A 19,374-nucleotide genomic window follows, 5' to 3' on the forward strand; every position below is an offset into this window, starting at 1 on the left:
CTTAGAGTAAATGTAATAATCAGGAAATTATATTGAGAGTACTATCTGCTAATTCACGCCTTTATTACAAAGAAGAGGTCATGGGGAGAAGAGGGCTTAGTCACAAACAGCCACATCACCCTTAGGGGGAACAGGCGAAGTAATATATGGGACATCCACGTTTAATGCGCGGATGATAAGCAGCGATCCGGCGATCACGAATAATGCCGGCATCATTAATCGTGGTGCACGAAAGCGTTTGACAACGGATGAGAACAGCGATACAGCAATAAGCATAGGCGTGGTACCCAGTCCAAAATAGAGCATGAATTCAGCGCCCTGCAGCGTTGATCCGGCGTTGAGCGATCCGGCGATTGCCACATACACCATTCCACAAGGGATAAGCCCATGCAGGAAGCCGGCAAAAAGGGAACCATAAGGTCTGCTCAACATCCTGCCGAGTGATGTTACCAGCGGATTGAACAGCCTGTTGTAAAAGCCGTTAAGCGGGCGCCATGTGCTTTGTTTAAAATGTGATACAGCAACACCAATCAGCAGAGCACCGGTGACAAGGCTTAGCGCCTGCTGCCAGCCTGCAAGGGTAAACAGGCCCCCAATTGATCCGGCGATGGCCCCCAGTAATGCATAGGTAAATACCCGGCCAGCCTGATAAATAACTTTTTGAAAAAGGCTGAACCACATTCCTCCCTGAAAAGGGATTGACATAACCAGGGGCCCGCACATGACCAGGCAATGCAGGCTGCCAAACAAACCGGTGAAAAATGCAAGGCTCTGGTAACTCATGGCATTAATATCTTGTCCTGATAAAGGTATTTCTCTTCGCCCGCCTGATAGCGGATCCTTAACAACCAGGAACCGGATTCAAGTTCATTGGCCGGAATAAATACTTCTTTCGTAGCGAGATCGGTTTTAAACGACCTGTCAAACTTCGAATCCGATAAGCGGCGAAGCTCTATTTGATAAGTAATCTCTTTTTGGAATCTGATGCTCAGACCCTTACGAGCGGTACTGATTGCCGGGAGCATCCCGTCTTTTTCTGCTGCTTGCTTCTGATTAAAATCAATATCAAAAGCCTGGCCTTTTTCATAGTAGTCGGCTTCTATCAGCGAGTCAGCCTGATGAGGGGGGATCATCATGATCACCAGGGTGACAATGAATCCCATAAATAAAAGCAAGCCGGTGATGATCTTTGTTCCCCAGTTCATAGTTTTTAATTTGGCGGTGCAATAAATGTTGTTTTTGCGCTGGAAATCGTCCTTCCCCCTGCTGCTATTTCCAGGGTGATCCGGCTCTTATATTTTTTCACGGCGTGTTGAGGGCGGATCAGGAAGAATGTAAGTTTGGCGCTTTCTCCCTTGTTAATGATCCCGGGCTTGTTAATGTATTGTATTTTGGTGTTGTTATCAGGCATTACCAGCGAGAAGCGGATAGGAGCAGTGGTTTTGTTGATCAGTTCCGCATTGTACAGGTTGCTAACCGTGCCGTCGTCCCGCATCTGATACAGTGTGCCGCCGGCGCGCAGAACCGTTGCACTGATATCCGACCTGGTAATAAGCAGGAAGGTGAGCGTGCCAAAAAGCACGGCAAGGATAGCAGCATACGCGTAGATTCTTTTGCCGATGGAATGCGGTTTACTTTCAGCTACTCCCTCCTCTGATTTAAAACCGATAAGCCGCAGCGGCCGGTGTGTTTTTTCCATCACCATGTCGCAGGCATCAATGCAGGCAGTACAGTTTATGCACTCCATCTGAGTGCCCTGGCGGATGTCTATACCGGTAGGGCATACATCTACGCATAGATTGCAGTCTACGCAATCGCCCGTTGGTGCTTCCGAATGTTTATTAATATGGCCGCGGGGCTCGCCCCGTGTGTAGTCATAAGCAACTACCAGTGTCTTGCGGTCGATCAGTACTTCCTGCAGGCGGCCGTATGGGCAGATCACCGTGCATACCAGCTCCCGGACTTTTGTAAATACCAGGTAGAAGGCTGCGGTAAATACTACTATAGCAGCGAAGCCAACAAGGTGCAGGCCTACGGGTTCCGTGATTATTTTCAGAAGTGCATCCGAACCAATGAAATATGCAAGGAATATATTGGCTATCAAAAAGGAAATCAGGGCAAATATCACATGCTTACTGGCTTTCTTCACAAATTTCGATGCTGATAAAGGTGCAGCATCAAGTTCTTTCTGCTTTTTGGCATCCCCCTCGATCCAGTATTCGATCTTGCGAAAGACCATCTCCATAAAGATGGTCTGCGGGCAGGCCCAGCCGCACCAAACCCTGCCGAAAACTGAAGTGAACAAAACAATAAAAACAATAAATGACAGGGTCGCTAATACGAACAGGTAGAAGTCCTGAGGCATGAACACCACGCCGAACACAACGAACTTTCGCTCGAGGATATCAAAAAGGAACAGTTGTTCGCCATTTAGCTTGATGAACGGCCCGGCGAACAAAGGGATCAGCAACAAATAGCTCACCAGGCTCCTGTATTTATACAATCTGCCTTTGATCAGCTTGGGATAAATCCACACCCGCTTATTACCGGGCAGATCTGTTTGCTTGATTACTTTAGCTGCTGACATTGTGAAATGGTATTAACTTTCTTCCTGGCCTTGCGGCGCTTTAGCATTAGGTGGATTGCTGCCTTTGAGGGACATGATATAGTTAGCCACATCGGCAATCTGTTTGGGGCTTAGGGTTTTTTCCCAGGGGATCATTCCTTTTTCGGGAACTCCGTACTTTATTGTTTTGAAAACATTATTTACAGTACCGCCATGCAGCCAGAAGGTGTCTGTAAGGTTTGGCCCGACACTTCCCTGTCCCTTATCACCATGGCATGCTACACAATTGGTATTATAAATGGCCTGACCGGCGCTGGTTACTTCCGGTGCGAGGTTTTCTTTCACCGAGTTTTCATCAATGTTATTCCCCGCTTTTGCCAGATAAGCGTCCTTGGCTACCTTGGCCTGGGCCATTTCGATCTCGTACTCTTCTTCCTGCATTTTGCCGTAGTCAAGTACATGAAAATACATCATGTAGCTGAATGCAAAGGCGATTGAGCCGTAGAAAAGCCACATAAACCAGGCAGGAGTCGGGTTGTCGAGCTCGGCGATGCCGTCAAACTCATGGTGCATGATCAGGTCTTTCTCTTCAGAGATCGGTTTTAAGCCAAGAAGCCTGGCCCATATTCCGGGTTTAGATTTTTGCTTCTCCAGCCATGCTTCGTAATCGAGCGGCTCGGGAGCCTCCGCGGCAACGACGAAAGGGGTAGGGTTGCGCATTTCTCTGGCAATAACCTTGAAGGCTTTGAGCATTGCTAAAGAGGCAATAAGAATGATCAGGGCGGTAAGAATGAATACCACGACCAGTATCTCTGTATAGATGTTGCCGGACGATTGTCCGGCCGGAAGGCTTTTCTCCTGTGCTGATGCAGACAGGGATAGTAAAAGTGCAGGTGAGAGATATAATAATTTCTTCATTTTGCAATGATGCTTAGAGTTCAGGAGATAAGTTAGCCGGCGTTAGTGATCGATGGACTATCAGAACGGTTGGTTTCGTCATCGGAAAGGGGCAAATTGCTCATGTATTCGATGTGTTTCTTTTTCATACGGATCAGCATAACAGCTACCAGAATGAAAAATATAAGAAACAGCCACAGTGACGAAATAAGATAGATGCGGCTATCGGCGAAGTTTTGTATGAATTGCTTGAACATGTCTTTGAGTTATAAGTCTTGAGTTGTAAGTAATGAGTTAGTGATACGTTGTACGTACAGCGTAGCACGTAAAACGTACTACTTTATATCTGTTCCCAGCCTTTGCAGATAAGCGATCAGGGCAATGATCTCGCGATCGTCCTTGACTTTGATATTGTCCTTTTTCAGGTTATCAGCAATTGTTTTCGATTGTGTTGTTAAATCCCTGTTGGCAATCACTTCATAGCCCGGGGCATATGGCACGCCAAGCGATCTCATCGCTTTGACTTTGGATACCGTAGTTGTAGTATCCAATTGCTGCTCGATCAGCCAGGGGTAGGGCGGCATGATGCTTCCCGGGCTCATAGTTGTGGGGTCGAGCATGTGGTTAAAGTGCCATGCATCCGAATATTTCCCGCCTTCGCGATGAAGGTCGGGTCCGGTTCGTTTGGATCCCCAAAGGAACGGGTGATCGTATACAAACTCTCCGGCTTTACTATAGTCCCCATAGCGCTCGGTTTCAGACCTGAAAGGTCTTACCATTTGTGAGTGGCAGTTCACGCATCCCTCACGGATATAGATATCACGGCCCTGAAGTTCCAATGGCGAATAAGGCTTCACGCTGGCTATGGTTGGTACGTTGGATGAGATAATAAATGTTGGCATCATCTCGACCATTCCACCGATCAGAATGACAATGACGGAAAAAACCATGAAGGTCATTGGCTTACGCTCCAGGGAGCGGTGCCAGGTATTTTCACCTTTTCCTGCTACAAACACGGGGCTGAGGGCAACAGCCTCGGCAGGTTCGTTAGCAAGCAGGCTGCCTTTTTTCATTGTTTTTACCAGATTATAGGTCATGACAATAACCCCGGTCAGGTACATTACACCTCCTACAGCACGGAACATATGCATAGGAATGATCTCGATAGTAGTTTGCAGGAATGCAGGATATTTAAGCAAGCCATCCGGTGTAAATTCCTTCAGCATCAGTCCCTGGGCAAAGCCGGCCAGGTACATTGGGATCGCATAGAAAAGGATTCCCAGGGTGCCGATCCAGAAATGGAAACTAATCAACTTCTTCGAGAAGATCTCTGTCTGATAAAGACGTGGTACCAGCCAATACAGTATGGCAAAAGTTAAAAAGCCGTTCCAGCCCAGGGCTCCCAAGTGCACGTGTGCCACGATCCAGTCGGTAAAGTGAGCTATTGCATTCACCTGCTTCAGGGAAAGCATCGGACCCTCGAAGGTGGCCATACCATAGGCCGTAAGACCTACTACCATGAATTTCAGGATGGCGTCATCCCGTACTTTGTCCCATGCCCCGCGCAGAGTCAGCAAGCCATTGATCATTCCGCCCCAGCTTGGCGCGATGAGCATGATAGAGAAGGCAACTCCCAGCGATTGGGCCCAGCCTGGTAATGAAGAATACAGGAGATGGTGCGGGCCAGCCCAGATATAAATAAATATCAGCGACCAGAAGTGGAGAATGCTCAGTTTATAGGAGTAGACCGGCCGATTTGCCATCTTGGGAAGAAAATAATACATCATTCCCAGATAAGGTGTGGTTAGAAAGAATGCAACGGCATTATGCCCGTACCACCATTGTACAAGGGCATCCTGGACACCGGCATAGATATAATAGCTTTTGAATGCAGATATAGGCAGCTGGGCCGAATTTACAATGTGCAATACCGCTACAGTAACAAAAGTTGCAATGTAGAACCAGATCGCCACATACATATGGCGCTCGCGGCGTTTGATGATCGTACCAAACATGTTTATTCCGAAGATCACCCAGATCACCGTGATGGCTATATCTATGGGCCATTCCATTTCCGCATATTCATGGGAGGTGGTGAACCCCAGAGGAAGTGTAATAGCCGATGCCACGATGATCAGCTGCCATCCCCAGAAGTGGATCTTACTCAAAACATCGCTGAACATCCGGGTTTTTAAGAGCCGCTGAAGGGAATAATAAACACCCATAAATATACCGTTGCCGACGAAGGCAAAGATTACGGCATTGGTGTGAAGGGGACGGATCCTGCCAAACGTAGAGTACTGGCTACCCAGGTTCGCTTCCGGCTTAAAAAGCTGGAATGCTGCGAGGATCCCAACGGTCATACCTATTATTCCCCAGATGACGGTGGCTATTCCAAAGTTCCGGACGATCCGGTTGTCATATTGAAATTTTTCGAGCTGCATATTTATGTATCGGTTTGTTTTACGTGTGCAAAATTACTTTTGGATGACTCAACAGGGAGTGACGAGGATTAATTGAAAATGTGATGTTCGTCACTTTTAACTGGGGCGTGAATTTTATTGTCAACGCCCAATTAACTATCAACTTCTCCGGGTTTGTCCTCATCGAAAAGTATCCTCACTGCTGGAGTATGCATATCATCATTCTGTCCGGTGTTCATTGACCAAAAGAATGCTGCAAGAAAGATCAGCGCAAGTACTATACTGCAGCCGATAAGGAGATACAAAATGTTCATTTATGGTCTTTTGATCTATAACGGGGGTAAACGATGAATACAGCGAAAAGAATGATTCCCAGCACCAATGGGGCACCAAGAAGGAGGTTTGTTATGGTCATGACAGTTTGTTTTTAGCGGCATAGTAACGTGTAAGAGTTGATGTAAACAGGATAACTGAAATGGTGCTTAGCGGCATGAGCACAGCGGCCAGCAGAGGTGAAAGTAATCCCTGCACTGCAAAATATACTCCCACGAGGTTATAGCTTCCCGAGATCACAAAGCTCATCCGGATAGTTTTCAGGGCATCTTTTGACTGCCTGATAAATGCGGGTAGCAGGGAAGTCGATTTTCCGTTCAGGATAGCATCACATGCCGGACTGAAATTATTGATATTGTCGGTAACTGCGATCCCAGCGTCGCTTTGTTTTAGCGCCCCTGCATCATTCAAGCCATCGCCAAGCATCATTACGTTTTTACCCTGCTTCTGGAGATCCTCTATATACTTGAGTTTGGACAAAGGCGATTGCCGGAAATGCATACCTGAACCTGCGGGAAGGAGCATAGACAGCTTTTTCCTGTCTGCTTCATTATCACCAGATATAAGGTGCAGTTCTTTGTCTGCCGACAGCTCATCAAAAAGGGATTTGAGGCCCGGGCGCCAGAACTGTCCGATTCTAAAGCAACCTTTGTAGTTTCCATTGATCTCAAGGTGCGAAGTAGCTGTGCCGTCAAGGTTCCCGTGTTCGCGGACGTAGTCAGCCCCCAACCTTACCTCATTACCACTTATCCAGCCATGGATCCCTTTGCCGGGTGTCTCTGTAAAGCTGGAAACGGGCATATATTGCCCTGAGCCTAAATGTTTAATAATTTTTTGACTTAGGGGGTGACTAGAATTTCTCGCCAGCGACGCTGCCAGTACTTTTTCTTCGCTCGAAAGCTCTCCCGTAAAGTTAACTTCGGCCGTGTCCGGAGATGTGATTGTGCCTGTTTTGTCAAAAACCAGGGTGTCTATTCGGGCAAGTTGTTCAACAGTATGTGGACTGCGGAGGTAGAACAGATGCTTGTCAAAGAGCGATAGCACTGCGGACAGGGTGAAGGGTGTGCTTAGGGAAAGCACGCATGGGCAGGCCACTATAAGTACGGCTGTAAAGGAAGTCCAGGCGCGCTCTGAATCTAAAGAAAGAGCCCAGTATGCCCCGGCCGAAAATGCGATGATCAGGGTAACAACGCTGAAATATTTTGCGATCGAATCATTGAAGTTTTTTCCTTGCGTTTCGCCTCTCGCGAAAGCCTCATTGTTCCATAGAGTAGTGAGGTAGCTTTGCGATACAGGTTTAACCACTTCCAATTCTATAGCTTCGCCAAGCTGGCGTCCGCCGGCATAAACAATCTCGCCAAGGACCTTACGGACAGGGGCGGCTTCGCCGGTGACAAAACTGAAATCAACCAGCGCATCACCTTTCATTAATATAGAGTCTGCAGGGATGATCTCGTTATTACGGATCAGAGTCCTGTCGCCCACTTTCAGTTCTTCGAGCGCAATGGATTTTTCAACCGTCTCTCCGATCACTGTAACAGCTACCGGAAAATACGAGCGGTAATCCCGCTTGAAAGAAATATGGCTGTAAGTACGTTGCTTGACCCAGCGTCCCATTAATAACAAAAAAACGAGTCCCGTAAGTGTGTCGGTAAATCCCGGTCCGCTGGAGGTGATGATCTCAAACGCGGATCTCAGGAAAAGAACGGCGATGATCAGAGCCAGCGGGATATCCAGGTTTATATGTTTGTGTTTTATGCCAGTCCAGGCCGAAGTGAAAAATTCACGGCCGCAATAAAAGGTGACGGGTAAAGCGAACGCCAGGTTCATCCATCCGAACAGAGACCGGAATTGCACTTCATATGATGACATGCCAAAGTACTCGGGAAAACTCAGCAGCATCACATTACCCATACAGAACCCGGCTACGGCAATTTTTTTAATCAGGTCGCGGTTTACAGTGTCTTTTTTCTCCTTTACGACATCCTGCAGGCTGATAAGGGGCTCGTAACCAATCGAGATCATCAGGATCACCAGCTTCTTGAAAGACAATTCCTTATTACGGAACGTTATAAAGACTTGTTTTTTGAGAAAATCTATGCGTGAGTGAACTATGGCCGGATTAAATTTATGAAGGTGTTCGAGGAGCCAGATGCAGGAACTGCAATGAATAGCTGGTACATAGAAAGTAACCGTACTCACCTTTTCGTCCGTATAATCTGTCAGTTTGGAGATAATGGAGGGCTCATCTAAATAGTCCAGGTGCTTGACGGATTGTATCTGTGCCTGACCCGGATTGTCATTGTAAGCATAATAGCTGCACATACCCGTTGAGGAAAGTACTTCGTACACACTTTTGCAACCAATGCAGCAGAACTTTTTGTCATCGATTACGTAGCTGCTACCGGGTGCTTCGGTTCCGCAATGGTAGCATTTTTCTGTTACTAAAACTTGAGTATCCATTGATCTTAAATTGTGGTAAAGGTTAGGGAATCAACCTTAAGGTCAAATGACACTGATTATTGCAAATAGTGATTTATATCACGAATACAACCAGGTTTTAAATCGAACTCATGACGAAGATCATTTTTTTTAATGCCCGTTTATAATCGAGATCATAGTTTACGATAAATTGTATACCGTCTTTTGTAAGTATAACAATAATATTTTAACCATGGAAATTTTAGATATTCTCGATGTAACTCAGATAGAGCCCAGGCTTAAGCACCCCCGGATCTTTGAAAAATTTGATTCTTTAAATGCCGGGGAAGGCTTTATTATAGACAATGATCATGATCCCAAACCTTTGTATTACCAGTTAATCGGTGAACGTGGGCAGGTATTCACCTGGGAGTATCTTGAAAGTGGCCCGGAATGGTGGAAAGTTAAAATAACAAAGACCGATCCGCAGGATTCGACCGAAACTATCGGTGAGATGGTGTCTAAGGACTACCGTAAAGCGCAGATCTTTAAGAAGTTCGGCATCGATTTCTGCTGTGGTGGTAAAAAAACCGTTGAGGAGGTTTGCAGAATTAAGGGGCTGGATGCCAAGTTGGTGAAGGCAGAATTAGGCGGCCTGGGCGATCAACTGCAAAGCAGTGGTCATAATTTCAACAGCTGGGCGCTTGATTTTCTTGCGGACTATATTGTAAATACTCATCACGACTACGTAAAAACAAACGTACCCTTTGTTACCGAATTGGCGAATAAAGTGGCCCGGGTACATGGACAAGCCCACCCTGAAACCATTAAGATCGCCTTCATATTCAACGAAACCGGTAAGGATCTGCTTCTGCATATGATGAAAGAGGAAAATGTAGTATTTCCTTTTGTCAGGGATTTGGTTCAAAAAGGCAAAAATGGAAGAGGAACTCCCGCAGCAACTTTTGATAGCATTGAAACCCCTACTCAGATGATGGAGGTTGAACATGAACATGCCGGAGAAGCCATGGCTGCCATACGGGAATTAACTTCAGATTACACTCTCCCTGAAGGTGCGTGTACTTCTTACACGCTGTTGTACAAAAAGCTCGAGGAATTTGAAAATGATCTTTTCAACCATGTACATCTGGAAAATAATATCCTGTTTCCAAAAGCGATCGCTCTTGAAAAAGAATTGAACGGTTGAGCAGATATGAAGTGCCCGTGCAGGATTGCTGCCGGGCTGACTTAGCAAAGATGATGAACATGCGGATAAACGAAAGAACAAAGATCTCGGAACTGATAAAAGCTGATCCTGGGGTTATTGAAGCTCTGGCGTCTTTTAACCCTCATTTCAATAAGCTCAGAAATCCTGTTCTTAGAAATCTTCTCGCTAAAAGGGTCAGTATTTCAGATGCTTGCAGGATCGCGGGGTGCAAACCCCGTGACTTTCTTGACCGGATGGCGAGCATGGGGTTTGAAACAGAAGGGACCGGAATCTCATTAAAAGCTGCTCGCGCAAACCATGCAGCGCCGGCATCTATCGCCGGCATGCCTACAGTGGAGCTAGACGTAAGGCCTGTTCTGGCGCGCGGGGATGATCCTCTTAAACTTATCCAGGAAACAGTGCGGGGATTGAGAGCAGAAGAATGTCTGAAGATCGTCAATACATTTGAACCAACACCCCTGATCAACTTGCTTGCTAAGCGGGGTTATGAATCATGGATTGAACGGCTTGCGGAAGATTTGTACATAACGTGGTTCGTCAAAAGTGAACCCAGCTCAAATAAGCCCGGTGTATCTGCTGGTATTGAAAGTGTTTTAGAAACAACGGGCGAATTTGAGCAAATCTTGCAGTCTTTCGGTACGAGTAAACTGCATACGATCGATGTACGGGATTTGCCTATGCCCTTGCCTATGAGGCATATTATGGAATGCCTGCCTAAATTAAAGCAGGATGAGGCCCTTTTTGTTTATCATAAAAAAGTGCCTGTTTATCTTTTGCCCGAGCTCAAGGAACTCGGTTTCAGGTACTTTATACAGGATTTAGGCGATGGCAGGGTAAATATGCTTATATGTAAAATATGAATACTTCGGAACGTCCGGCCCTTGATTTATACAAACTGGTTGTAGTACATTACCTGGTCTCAGCTTTGTGTTTTGTCGGCTTAGCTGTCATGTTAATGATAACTGCAGGAAATTTAACCGGCCATTATTTTCATCCTCAAATACTTGCGGTCACACATATGGCAGCTTTAGGATGGGGCACACTGATCGTTTTTGGAGCGATTTATCAATTGCTGCCGGTAATCTTGGAAACAGAGCTCTATAGTTATAAACTCGGCTGGCTTAGTTTAGGGCTTTTCATACCGGGTCTTACTCTGCTCGTTTGTTCTTTTTGGCATTTCCAGCCGGGGCTGTTGATGCAGTGCGGAAGTATCTTACTTTTAAGCGGCATTACTTTATTCGGACTTAATGTATTCCTGACCGCAAAACAGAACCGGGATGATATTCACCAGGAGTTTATTATCACCGCATGTATATGGCTGATGGCTACAGCCCTTTTAGGAGCCCTGCTGGTTTTTAATTTCCGTTATGCCTTTTTGCAAAAAGACCATCTGTTGTTTCTGAAGCTTCATGCTCACATGGGGTTAGCAGGCTGGTTTCTGATACTTATAACCGGGGTTAGTTCGAAATTAATACCGATGTTCCTGGTGTCTAAAGTACAAAAGAATAGCTTGTTGACCTGGAGCTACTACTTAATGAACGCCGGCCTGTTACTGTTTATAACAGATACGTATTTCTTTGGGCTCAATTTAAAAAGCTACGTAGCGGCCGTCATCGTGTTCGCAGGCATTGTATGCTGGATGCTTTTCCTTTCCCGCTGCTTCCGCTCACGGATCCGGAAGACTATAGATCTGCCAATGAGCCATTCGGTACTGTCATTTGTCATGCTGGGCGCTGCCATTATTATACTTCCTGTCATTATTTTTAACGCAGTTAAAGCAGATCAAAAGGCGGTTGACTATACAACGTTATACGGTACCTTGCTTCTGATGGGCTGGATCAGCTCACTCATATTAGGGCAGACATTTAAAACCTTACCCTATATCGTATGGACTAGACACTACCAGCATCTAACAGGAAGCGCCATAACTCCGATGCCGGCTGATCTTTTTAACCACAAGATACTCCGCGCTCAGTTTATACTGTTCCTTTTTTTTACAGTCATGTTTTATGCAGGCTTGTTTTATAAATCGGTCGTATGGATCGTCGCCGGACTAGTGTGTATTTTTATGGTAGCCATACTATACTTCATTAATGTCATTGCGGTTCTGCTTCATTCACCGTCCATAAAAAAATGAATATGCCCCCAGTAAATATCAGAGAAATCAGTATCCGTTCGAGGGTAATGGAAGTGTTACGGCAGGTTATCGATCCGGAACTGGGCATTAATATCGTAGACATGGGCTTGATTTATTCTGTGCAGATCGATGAAGACGCCAGGGAAATCCACGTGTCACTAACGCTATCCACAAAAGGTTGCCCCATGGGTGCAGCGATATCGGGCGGAGTGGAGAACACGTTGAAGCTTCATTTTGCGGATTATTCCCAAACGGTAAGTATTGTGTGGGAACCTGCCTGGTCTCCCCAATTTATTTCCGAAAACGGCCAGAAACAGTTAGAACGGTGACCCATATCATGGTAAGGATGTAAGGTTATCCTAAGCGGAGATTGGTTCGTGTAATTCACGGGTATCGCTTCTTAATAGAAAGGGCGATTTGAGTCAGAAAGGCCTAAAGTTATTTATTGCAATAAAGCGGCCACCTTATTAAGAATTTCAGGACTGCAGCTATGTTCGATAAGTGGAAAGATTTCCCGTTCTTCTGTCCTCACATGTTTTTCCAGAGTTTTGCCTAATTTATCGAGCTGGGATACCAGGTCGGCGGCGGCTCCTATCTCGCCAAATAAGTAGTGAAGGAGCCCATGTTCTTCTACCATCACGTGCAGCATGCGGTCTAGTTCGGGATTCACTCCGTTTAGCAAGGGCAGGATCATTTCTTCGCGAGCAAAGTGCTTTACCAAATCCTGCCGGTAAAAATCCAGGGCGTATTCAGCTTTGCCCTGAGGTTCTGTAGGCAGCCCTTTATAGGGTGGAGCGTCCTTTTGCAGCAACCTGGCTAATATCAGGGCACCATGGTGCTCCCGTGATAATGGTGTGAGTGATAAATGCCTTTTCATTTCAGAGATCCTTTGATTTGAACTTTTTTGTGGAGAGCCATATTGGCAATGCAATCCAGAGCAACAACACGGCACACGAAAATACTAAACCGGGATAGGTTCCAAAAAAGTCCTTGAATACCGCCCCTGTATATCCCATCATTGCAGATACATCAAGCTGCAATAAAATGAGTATGCGCGTGAGATCTATAGGATTCAGTGCACTTATACCGATCATTGGCTTTTCCAGCGGATAGTCGGAGAATTGGAATAGAAGGAAGAGAACGAGCCCGTCGAACAACAGTGAAAAATATAGCCACAGCATGATTGCTGCGCCTATTCCCTTTGCCTTATCTCTCGTTTGAACAGCAGACAAGAGGGCTATCGCTACGAAGATGACGCTAAGCACGGTTCCGGACAGTATCATGGTAAGGCCGATCATATTTGCCTGATAAAGCAGGATGGGAATCCCTGCTCCAATGAAAAAGGCCAGTGCGAGCGAGGAGGCCAGTCCTGTGAAGATGCTCAGCCAAATCGACTTTCGTCTCAAGGGCTGGCTGACCAGCAGTTCAATGAACTCTGCGGAATTGTAAACATAGATCGTTGAGAAAATAATGCTTACCAGCGGAACTACGATCAGGATAATATTGAGCAGGCTTAACAGTCCTTTACTGCTGTTGTCTTCCAGGCTGAATACCGTTAAGGCGGAGGCCAGCAGAAACAAGGTGTAAATAATTATGATCCTGTTCCTCAGGATATCGGTGATCACGTACTTAACTATCTTATTCATAATTCATGGCCATTACCTGAGCAATCGATTTTACAAGACGCTCCTCGCCGGTATCGCGGCGTAATTCTTCGATGCTTTTGTGAAAGATCAGACTACCTTCCTGCATGTATATTACCCGGCTTACCAGGTCGTCAAGGTCACTGAGAATATGTGAAGTGATCAGCACCAGTTTCCCCTTTTCCTTCTCTGCCAGGATCTTTTCTTTAAACAGTTCTGAGGCTATGGGATCGAGTCCTGCAGTGGGCTCATCGAGAATAAGAACTTCCGGGTTAAACATAAAGGCAAGTGCCGCGCTGACTTTTTGAACTGTTCCGCCTGAAAGTGTCCTCATGCGTTTGTCCAACAGTTTGTCTATGGAAAAGGCGCGGACAAGATCTTCGTCAAGCACAGTTTCCGGACTGCGGATATCCGTCATCATATTTAACACCTGCCCGATGCTCATATTGTCGGGATATCTTCCGATCTGGGGCATGTATCCTATCTTGCTTCTGTACTGCCAATCGCCGGAGATGTCTTTCCCATTAAACGTTAATGTACCGCTGTCCGGCAACACCATACCGAGAATACACTTGATCAGGGTAGTTTTGCCGCTCCCGTTCGGGCCGATAAGGGCGATGCATTCACCTTTATTACACGAGGTGCTTATATTATTCAGAGCTTTTAGCTTCCCAAATTGCTTACTTATGTTTTTTACGATGATCATAGCTTCTTAGAAGGCCCTGTGCATGAGCGGTTCGTTATCTTTTAGGTTCTCGGGGGTTAAACTTGGCAGGATTTTCTCTGTTTTATCTAACAGGGTCGTAATAAAGGTCCGGAATAGGATCATGGCAACAGGAAACTTCTCTACGATAACGGAATACATGCTTACAGGCCTGAAGGGAATATCGCCGATCTTATCTTTGTTCAGGTCGTACCCTTCATATTTGTCCCAATAGTTATTTCGAAACGTATTGAGCACGAGCGAACCGTTTGTGCCGACATCAAAAGTGTTTCCAATAAAGTTATTTCGCTCCAGTACAACGTCCATACAGTTTGCCTGAATTTTTAATGCCCAGCCGTTGTCCTTAAAGGTATTCTGTTTCATAGAGATCCGGTTGGCGCCTTCCATATAAATAGCACTCGTGTTCTTAGTAAAATAGTTGCCTTCCATCGTTCCATCGGAGATCTCTTTAAGCAAAATACCGTAGGCTGCATCCCCCCAGTTCTCTTCAAAATGATTGCTAAGCATTTTTATTCTCTTGGAATACATCACAGACACGCCCGAACCATTGTTTCTGAAAACATTGTCTAAATAGCTGTCATCATTTGAGAACATAAAGTGGAGTCCATAACGAAGGTTGTTTGCAGCAGTGTTCTTCAGGATAACGGAATTCTTAACAAACTCAAAGTAGATCCCGTCCCGGTGGCCGCTGATACTGTTTCGGGCGATGTGCATATTTTCGCTCTTCCAGCAATGGATTCCATTTCCACTCCTCTGTTCTTCCAAACTGGTTCCCCTGAGCTGGTTGTTGATTATCCGGCTGTTCGAGCCGTTCTGTATGTATATGCCAAAGAATGTATCTTCCAGGATATTGTTTCTTATAGTAACATGGCTGCTGTTAGACACCTTGATTCCGCTCAGGTCTTCCAGACTTGACACTCCGGAATGGATTAATTTAAAGCCCTCAATAGTAACCCCGCTGGTGAAAACAGAAATGATCTCATACTTGCTTTCTCCGTCGAGAATTGGCCGGTTATTTCCTTTGAGGGTTATCCTTTTATTGATCACGAGGTTTCTCTCGCGATAATGTCCCTGATCCACGCTAACCGTATCGCCGGCTGCAGCTGCGTTTATCCCGGCTCGCACGGTTTTATGGGTGTGTTTTGAACCAACCCGGATAATTCCAGCAGAAACAGAGACAGCTATAAATAATGCCACGATCATTGAAGCCAGGTACTTCATTTTTGCATGTCTTTCCAGGTGGTTATATTGCCGTAATGGTTAAGAACCGCCTTCTCAAGTGTATCCTGATGTGTAAATGCAGCAATATTACCATTCATAGGACTCCTGAACGAAGGACTTTGTAGAAAATGTGCTTCTTTCGCATCGATCAGGTTGTGTGGTTTATTGAAATTCGCAAAGTACACAGAAGCAATATCGTCCCTTTTAATCCTGTCTTCGTTTATAAATGTGATTAAACAATGAGGATCATCGAACTTATAGATCTTGCTTTTTATGGTGATGATCTCAGCACCGAAACGTTGGTCGCTAATGGTCATTTTACAGAAGCTGCAGTTATCCTTACCTATTGCAATGGGTTCAGGAGCTGTGCTGCATGCGCTCAGCATCATCATGCAAGCAAGGATGGCCAGACTATTTTTGTTATAAACCGGATTCTTTTTTTTGGCTTTCCACTCTCTAATTACCAGTGTTAATGATACTGCTCCCACAGTAATAAATATCCATCCGCCTATGTCAGGTATTGAATAAGCCCCGAAATTCAGCAACTGCTTAAAGCCAATCAGGGGGGGCTGATAAGCCATGCCGGGAACAATAATGGCCGCATTCGGATCAAGGTTATGGCCGTAGTCATATTCCCAACGCCAGAAATCGACCATCGCCAGTACGCCGAAGCATACAAACATTGCAAATAAGATATTCATCAATTTTCTTTTTGCCAGAATTGCCGCGCCAATGAAGAGAATGGCAAAAAAGCTGATTATAAACGGAAGGACTTTAAACTCGATGAAATCGCCGGTATGCAGGGTTTTCATGCCGATATAATGGTTAAGGCCGTTAATGATATCTACATTTCCGGCTAACTTATCAGCATAGATGAGCAGATATAAGCCTTCAGGATATTGAGGCGCTGTTAAATCAATTCTCCATATTGGGGTAAATAAGACGGCGAATAAGCTTATACCACAAATCGCAAGCAGGATGCGTGATGAATTAGCTATTTTATCATTCATATGGCAGATGGAAAAATGGACAGGGAATATTGTCCCTGTCCTTGAGTTGATGAGTTAATTTTTTGCTTTGTCAGCCTGAGTTTCATTCTTAGGTGTATTTGTTCCCGTGCTGAAACTTATCGGTACATTACTGCCTCTAGGTGAAACCCTCACGTATCCTGACATTTCCTGATGCAATGCGCTACAGAAATCTGTACAATACATCGGATACATACCGGCCTTGGTTGGAATCCACTTTAACGTAGTAGTTTCTCCTGGCATCACCAAAAGCTCGGCATTTAATGCTCCTTTAATAGCAAACCCATGAGGTACATCCCAGTCCTGCTCTAGGTTGGTGGTATGAAAGTATACTTCGTCCCCCACACGTATACCTTCAATATTATCGGGCGTTAAGTGTGAGCGCATCAGGGTCATGTTAACATGAACTTTGTTCCCTTCGCGGAATACCTTGGCATTTCCCTCGCCTTTTGTTACGTAGGGGTGACTATTTTCTTCGATTTTGAAGAATTTGGCTGAATTGTTTTTAATCCGATCAGCAGCTACAGCCTGTGCATAGTGAGGCTCACCAATTGTCGGATAATCGAGAATAAGCTGCATTTTGTCGCCGCTGATATCATATAGTTGCGCACTTTGTGATAATTCAGGTCCCGTAGGTAAATAGCGATCCTTGGTGATCTTGTTATAGGCGACCATATATTTTCCAGTTGGCTTTTTGCTGTCGCCGCCAGGTATCATCAGGTGACCAACCGAGTAATATGTAGGAACGCGGTCTAAAACTGTCAGGTCTTTAACGTTCCATTTTACTACCTCACTGGATACGAACATAGACGTGTAAGCATTTCCCTTATCGTCAAACTCAGTATGCAATGGGCCCAGGCCTGGTTTCTTCACCTCGCCATATAGAGCAGCTTCGTATTTAATAACAGGTATGCCGTCATATTCACCATCGAACGATTTGTTAGCAATGGCTTTCTGAATTTTGTCGAAACTGAAGACAGGGATCAATGCAGCGAGCTTGCCGCTTCCTACGATGTATTCTCCTGTCGGATCTACATCACATCCGTGTGGTGATTTTGGGCATGGGATCATATAAACCAACCCTGGATGCTCCCGCATGTCTAATACGGTCACCTCGTTTTTTATGGTAGATGTAGCGGTATGGGTTTTTTCGTCGAAACGGTTGCTGGCATACTTAACTGCTTGTTTGCGACCTTTACCTTCTTTAATAAGCTTCTCGGCCATCTTCCAGTTTACCGCCATAATAAAATCCTTATCGCGTTTAGAGGCATTGACTTCCAAAAGCGTATTGGCCTGTTCGGTATTATAGGTACTGAAGAAGAACCAGCCGTTAGATTTACCTTTGCCCGCATGGCTCAAGTCGAAGTTGACCCCCGGCCCCTGGAGCTGGAATGCCACATCCATATGCCCTTCTGTTTTATCAACACTAATGAAACTGATCGTACCTCTAAAATTCTCTTTATAGGTATTAATAGGAACGTCGCCATTTTTGTCGTCGGGAGGTATACTAAATCTTGTACCTGCAACAATGTATTCTGAGTTTTCAGTAATGAAAGGAGAGGAGTGGTTGCCACCACTGTTTGGCAGCTCCAGGATTTCGGCTGTTCTGAACGTCTTCAGATCGATACGCGCAACACGAGGGGTGTTGTTCCCGTTTGCAAATACCCAGCGTCCATCGATCTCTCCATTCGTTTGCGACATAGAGACATGGTGAAGGTCATCCCAAGGCACCTCTCCGTGTGATGTGTTTAGCATCGGTTTAGTTTCTTCAGAATACCCCCATCCTTTTTCAGGATCGACGGAGAAAACGGGAATGACCCGCAGGAGCCGGCCGCTTGGCAGGCCATACACCGAAAGCTGCCCGCTGAAGCCTCCAGATACGAAATTGTAGTATTCGTCATAATTGCCCGGCGCTACGTAGGCTTTAGCGGCGGCATCGCCACTTACAACCGAGCCAGCGTTCTTTGGTTTGCAGGCGTTGAGGCCCGCCAGTATTGCCAGGGCAGCCATGCCATGTGCAAATTTTGTGTTGATTTTCATTTCTGTGAGTTGTTTTAACTGTTAATTCTCGTTAGGGTCGGGCAAAGTCGTCCTGGTAAGCACCTTAAACAGATGCTTTGGAACTGAGCCTGATATTTATTGGTTAACTATTTAGCCCCGTCGTTTTTCCGCATGAACTCTAAAAGATTTCTTGCGTCATCATCAGAAAGGTTTTGATTCGGCATACGCACAAGGCATAGCTCCAGTTGGGCCTGCAGTTCGGGATCTTTGTCTATCATCACATCTGTGTTGGTGATAAAGTTCATAAGCCACTCAGGTTTGCGGCGTTCTGTAACTCCAGCCCAGCCTGGTCCTACAAGTCGTTCGTCGGTTAACTTATGGCAACTGCTGCATTTTACCTGGTAAACCTGATCTCCTAGTTCGGCTTTCTGAGCATCGAGCGGACCGATTTCCACGGTAGTGAACTTTCCTTCGCCACGGTTTGGATCATAAGAAGGGTTTTCTGTATTGACTTCGGTCTCAGCGGTAGAAGCAGTGTCACGAGTTGTTTTATTATTACCTCCGCAGGACGCTATGAACCCTATGGCGGCAATTAGCATACTTAAAACAAGGAACTTTTTCATAATGGTCTGTTAGTTTTGGATTGGTTTCTTATACAAGTTTAGATATCCTCTTCAGATCCTTTTATGCGTTGAATCATATATGACTAAAGTCATATATTTCAGTAATGGATGTCACGGCCCATGAGTGCT

The 19,374-nt window shown here is 45.5% G+C and carries 19 protein-coding genes; 4 read left to right on the forward strand and 15 right to left on the reverse strand.

Annotation, left to right across the window (positions count from 1 at the left end; all coding sequences use genetic code 11):
• Nucleotides 1–96: 96 nt before the first annotated feature.
• From P2W76_RS17505 to P2W76_RS17540, 8 genes are all read right to left on the reverse strand, one after another.
• Entirely contained in the window at nt 97–783 is a 687-nt protein-coding gene (locus tag P2W76_RS17505) for a sulfite exporter TauE/SafE family protein (protein WP_276349197.1), read from the reverse strand.
• Complete coding sequence (locus tag P2W76_RS17510) at nt 780–1,205, reverse strand: FixH family protein (RefSeq protein ID WP_276349198.1); 426 nt, start codon at nt 1,203–1,205, stop codon at nt 780–782. Before P2W76_RS17510 ends, P2W76_RS17505 begins: the two co-directional genes overlap by 4 nt.
• Nucleotides 1,206–1,210: 5 nt before the next feature.
• Entirely contained in the window at nt 1,211–2,587 is a 1,377-nt protein-coding gene (gene ccoG, locus P2W76_RS17515; protein ID WP_276349199.1) for a cytochrome c oxidase accessory protein CcoG, read from the reverse strand.
• 12 nt (nt 2,588–2,599) lie between these two features.
• Nucleotides 2,600–3,484: a cbb3-type cytochrome c oxidase N-terminal domain-containing protein gene (locus tag P2W76_RS17520; protein WP_276349200.1), complete on the reverse strand. Its 885-nt coding sequence runs from the start codon at nt 3,482–3,484 to the stop codon at nt 2,600–2,602.
• A 32-nt stretch (nt 3,485–3,516) separates the two neighbouring features.
• Entirely contained in the window at nt 3,517–3,720 is a 204-nt protein-coding gene (locus P2W76_RS17525) for a hypothetical protein (RefSeq protein WP_276349201.1), read from the reverse strand.
• A gap of 78 nt (nt 3,721–3,798) precedes the next feature.
• Nucleotides 3,799–5,907: a cytochrome-c oxidase, cbb3-type subunit I gene (ccoN, locus tag P2W76_RS17530; RefSeq protein WP_276349202.1), complete on the reverse strand. Its 2,109-nt coding sequence runs from the start codon at nt 5,905–5,907 to the stop codon at nt 3,799–3,801.
• 131 nt (nt 5,908–6,038) lie between these two features.
• Complete coding sequence (ccoS, locus tag P2W76_RS17535; protein WP_276349203.1) at nt 6,039–6,200, reverse strand: cbb3-type cytochrome oxidase assembly protein CcoS; 162 nt, start codon at nt 6,198–6,200, stop codon at nt 6,039–6,041.
• Nucleotides 6,201–6,297: 97 nt separating this feature from the next.
• Entirely contained in the window at nt 6,298–8,682 is a 2,385-nt protein-coding gene (locus tag P2W76_RS17540) for a heavy metal translocating P-type ATPase metal-binding domain-containing protein (protein WP_276349204.1), read from the reverse strand.
• Between the two features lie 211 nt (nt 8,683–8,893).
• Here P2W76_RS17540 and ric point away from each other — a divergent pair, with 211 nt between their 5' ends.
• The 4 genes from ric to P2W76_RS17560 are packed head-to-tail and all read left to right on the forward strand — an operon-like array spanning nt 8,894 to nt 12,334.
• Nucleotides 8,894–9,847, forward strand: a complete 954-nt coding sequence (ric, locus tag P2W76_RS17545; RefSeq protein ID WP_276349205.1) for an iron-sulfur cluster repair di-iron protein — start codon at nt 8,894–8,896, stop codon at nt 9,845–9,847.
• A complete protein-coding gene (locus tag P2W76_RS17550) occupies nt 9,844–10,728 on the forward strand; it encodes a DUF2249 domain-containing protein (RefSeq protein WP_276349206.1) in 885 nt (294 codons plus the stop codon). Before ric ends, P2W76_RS17550 begins: the two co-directional genes overlap by 4 nt.
• Nucleotides 10,725–12,005: a hypothetical protein gene (locus P2W76_RS17555; RefSeq protein ID WP_276349207.1), complete on the forward strand. Its 1,281-nt coding sequence runs from the start codon at nt 10,725–10,727 to the stop codon at nt 12,003–12,005. The genes P2W76_RS17550 and P2W76_RS17555 overlap by 4 nt, the downstream gene beginning before the upstream one ends.
• 2 nt (nt 12,006–12,007) lie before the next feature.
• On the forward strand, nt 12,008–12,334 hold the full coding sequence (locus P2W76_RS17560) for a metal-sulfur cluster assembly factor (RefSeq protein ID WP_276349208.1): 327 nt from the start codon (nt 12,008–12,010) through the stop codon (nt 12,332–12,334).
• A gap of 113 nt (nt 12,335–12,447) precedes the next feature.
• On the opposite strand, the gene P2W76_RS17565 is transcribed toward P2W76_RS17560, so the two are convergent.
• The 7 genes from P2W76_RS17565 to P2W76_RS17595 form a co-directional block, all read right to left on the reverse strand.
• Nucleotides 12,448–12,882 (reverse strand): hemerythrin domain-containing protein, encoded by a 435-nt coding sequence (locus P2W76_RS17565; RefSeq protein WP_276349209.1) that lies wholly within the window; start codon nt 12,880–12,882, stop codon nt 12,448–12,450.
• A gap of 1 nt (nt 12,883) precedes the next feature.
• Nucleotides 12,884–13,651, reverse strand: coding sequence for an ABC transporter permease subunit (locus tag P2W76_RS17570; RefSeq protein ID WP_276349210.1), 768 nt, complete (start codon nt 13,649–13,651; stop codon nt 12,884–12,886).
• A complete protein-coding gene (locus tag P2W76_RS17575; RefSeq protein ID WP_276349211.1) occupies nt 13,644–14,354 on the reverse strand; it encodes an ABC transporter ATP-binding protein in 711 nt (236 codons plus the stop codon). The genes P2W76_RS17570 and P2W76_RS17575 overlap by 8 nt, the downstream gene beginning before the upstream one ends.
• Before the next feature lie 6 nt (nt 14,355–14,360).
• Nucleotides 14,361–15,593, reverse strand: coding sequence for a nitrous oxide reductase family maturation protein NosD (locus P2W76_RS17580; RefSeq protein WP_276349212.1), 1,233 nt, complete (start codon nt 15,591–15,593; stop codon nt 14,361–14,363).
• Nucleotides 15,590–16,603: a nitrous oxide reductase accessory protein NosL gene (locus P2W76_RS17585; protein WP_276349213.1), complete on the reverse strand. Its 1,014-nt coding sequence runs from the start codon at nt 16,601–16,603 to the stop codon at nt 15,590–15,592. The genes P2W76_RS17580 and P2W76_RS17585 overlap by 4 nt, the downstream gene beginning before the upstream one ends.
• Nucleotides 16,604–16,657: 54 nt before the next feature.
• Nucleotides 16,658–18,661 (reverse strand): Sec-dependent nitrous-oxide reductase, encoded by a 2,004-nt coding sequence (gene nosZ, locus P2W76_RS17590; RefSeq protein ID WP_276349214.1) that lies wholly within the window; start codon nt 18,659–18,661, stop codon nt 16,658–16,660.
• A gap of 107 nt (nt 18,662–18,768) precedes the next feature.
• Nucleotides 18,769–19,245 carry a c-type cytochrome gene (locus P2W76_RS17595; protein WP_276349215.1) on the reverse strand — a complete coding sequence of 159 codons (477 nt, stop codon included), beginning with the start codon at nt 19,243–19,245 and terminating at the stop codon, nt 18,769–18,771.
• Nucleotides 19,246–19,374 lie beyond the last annotated feature (129 nt).

The sequence above is a fragment of the Daejeonella sp. JGW-45 genome (assembly GCF_029360805.1).
In the GTDB taxonomy this organism is placed as follows: domain Bacteria; phylum Bacteroidota; class Bacteroidia; order Sphingobacteriales; family Sphingobacteriaceae; genus Daejeonella.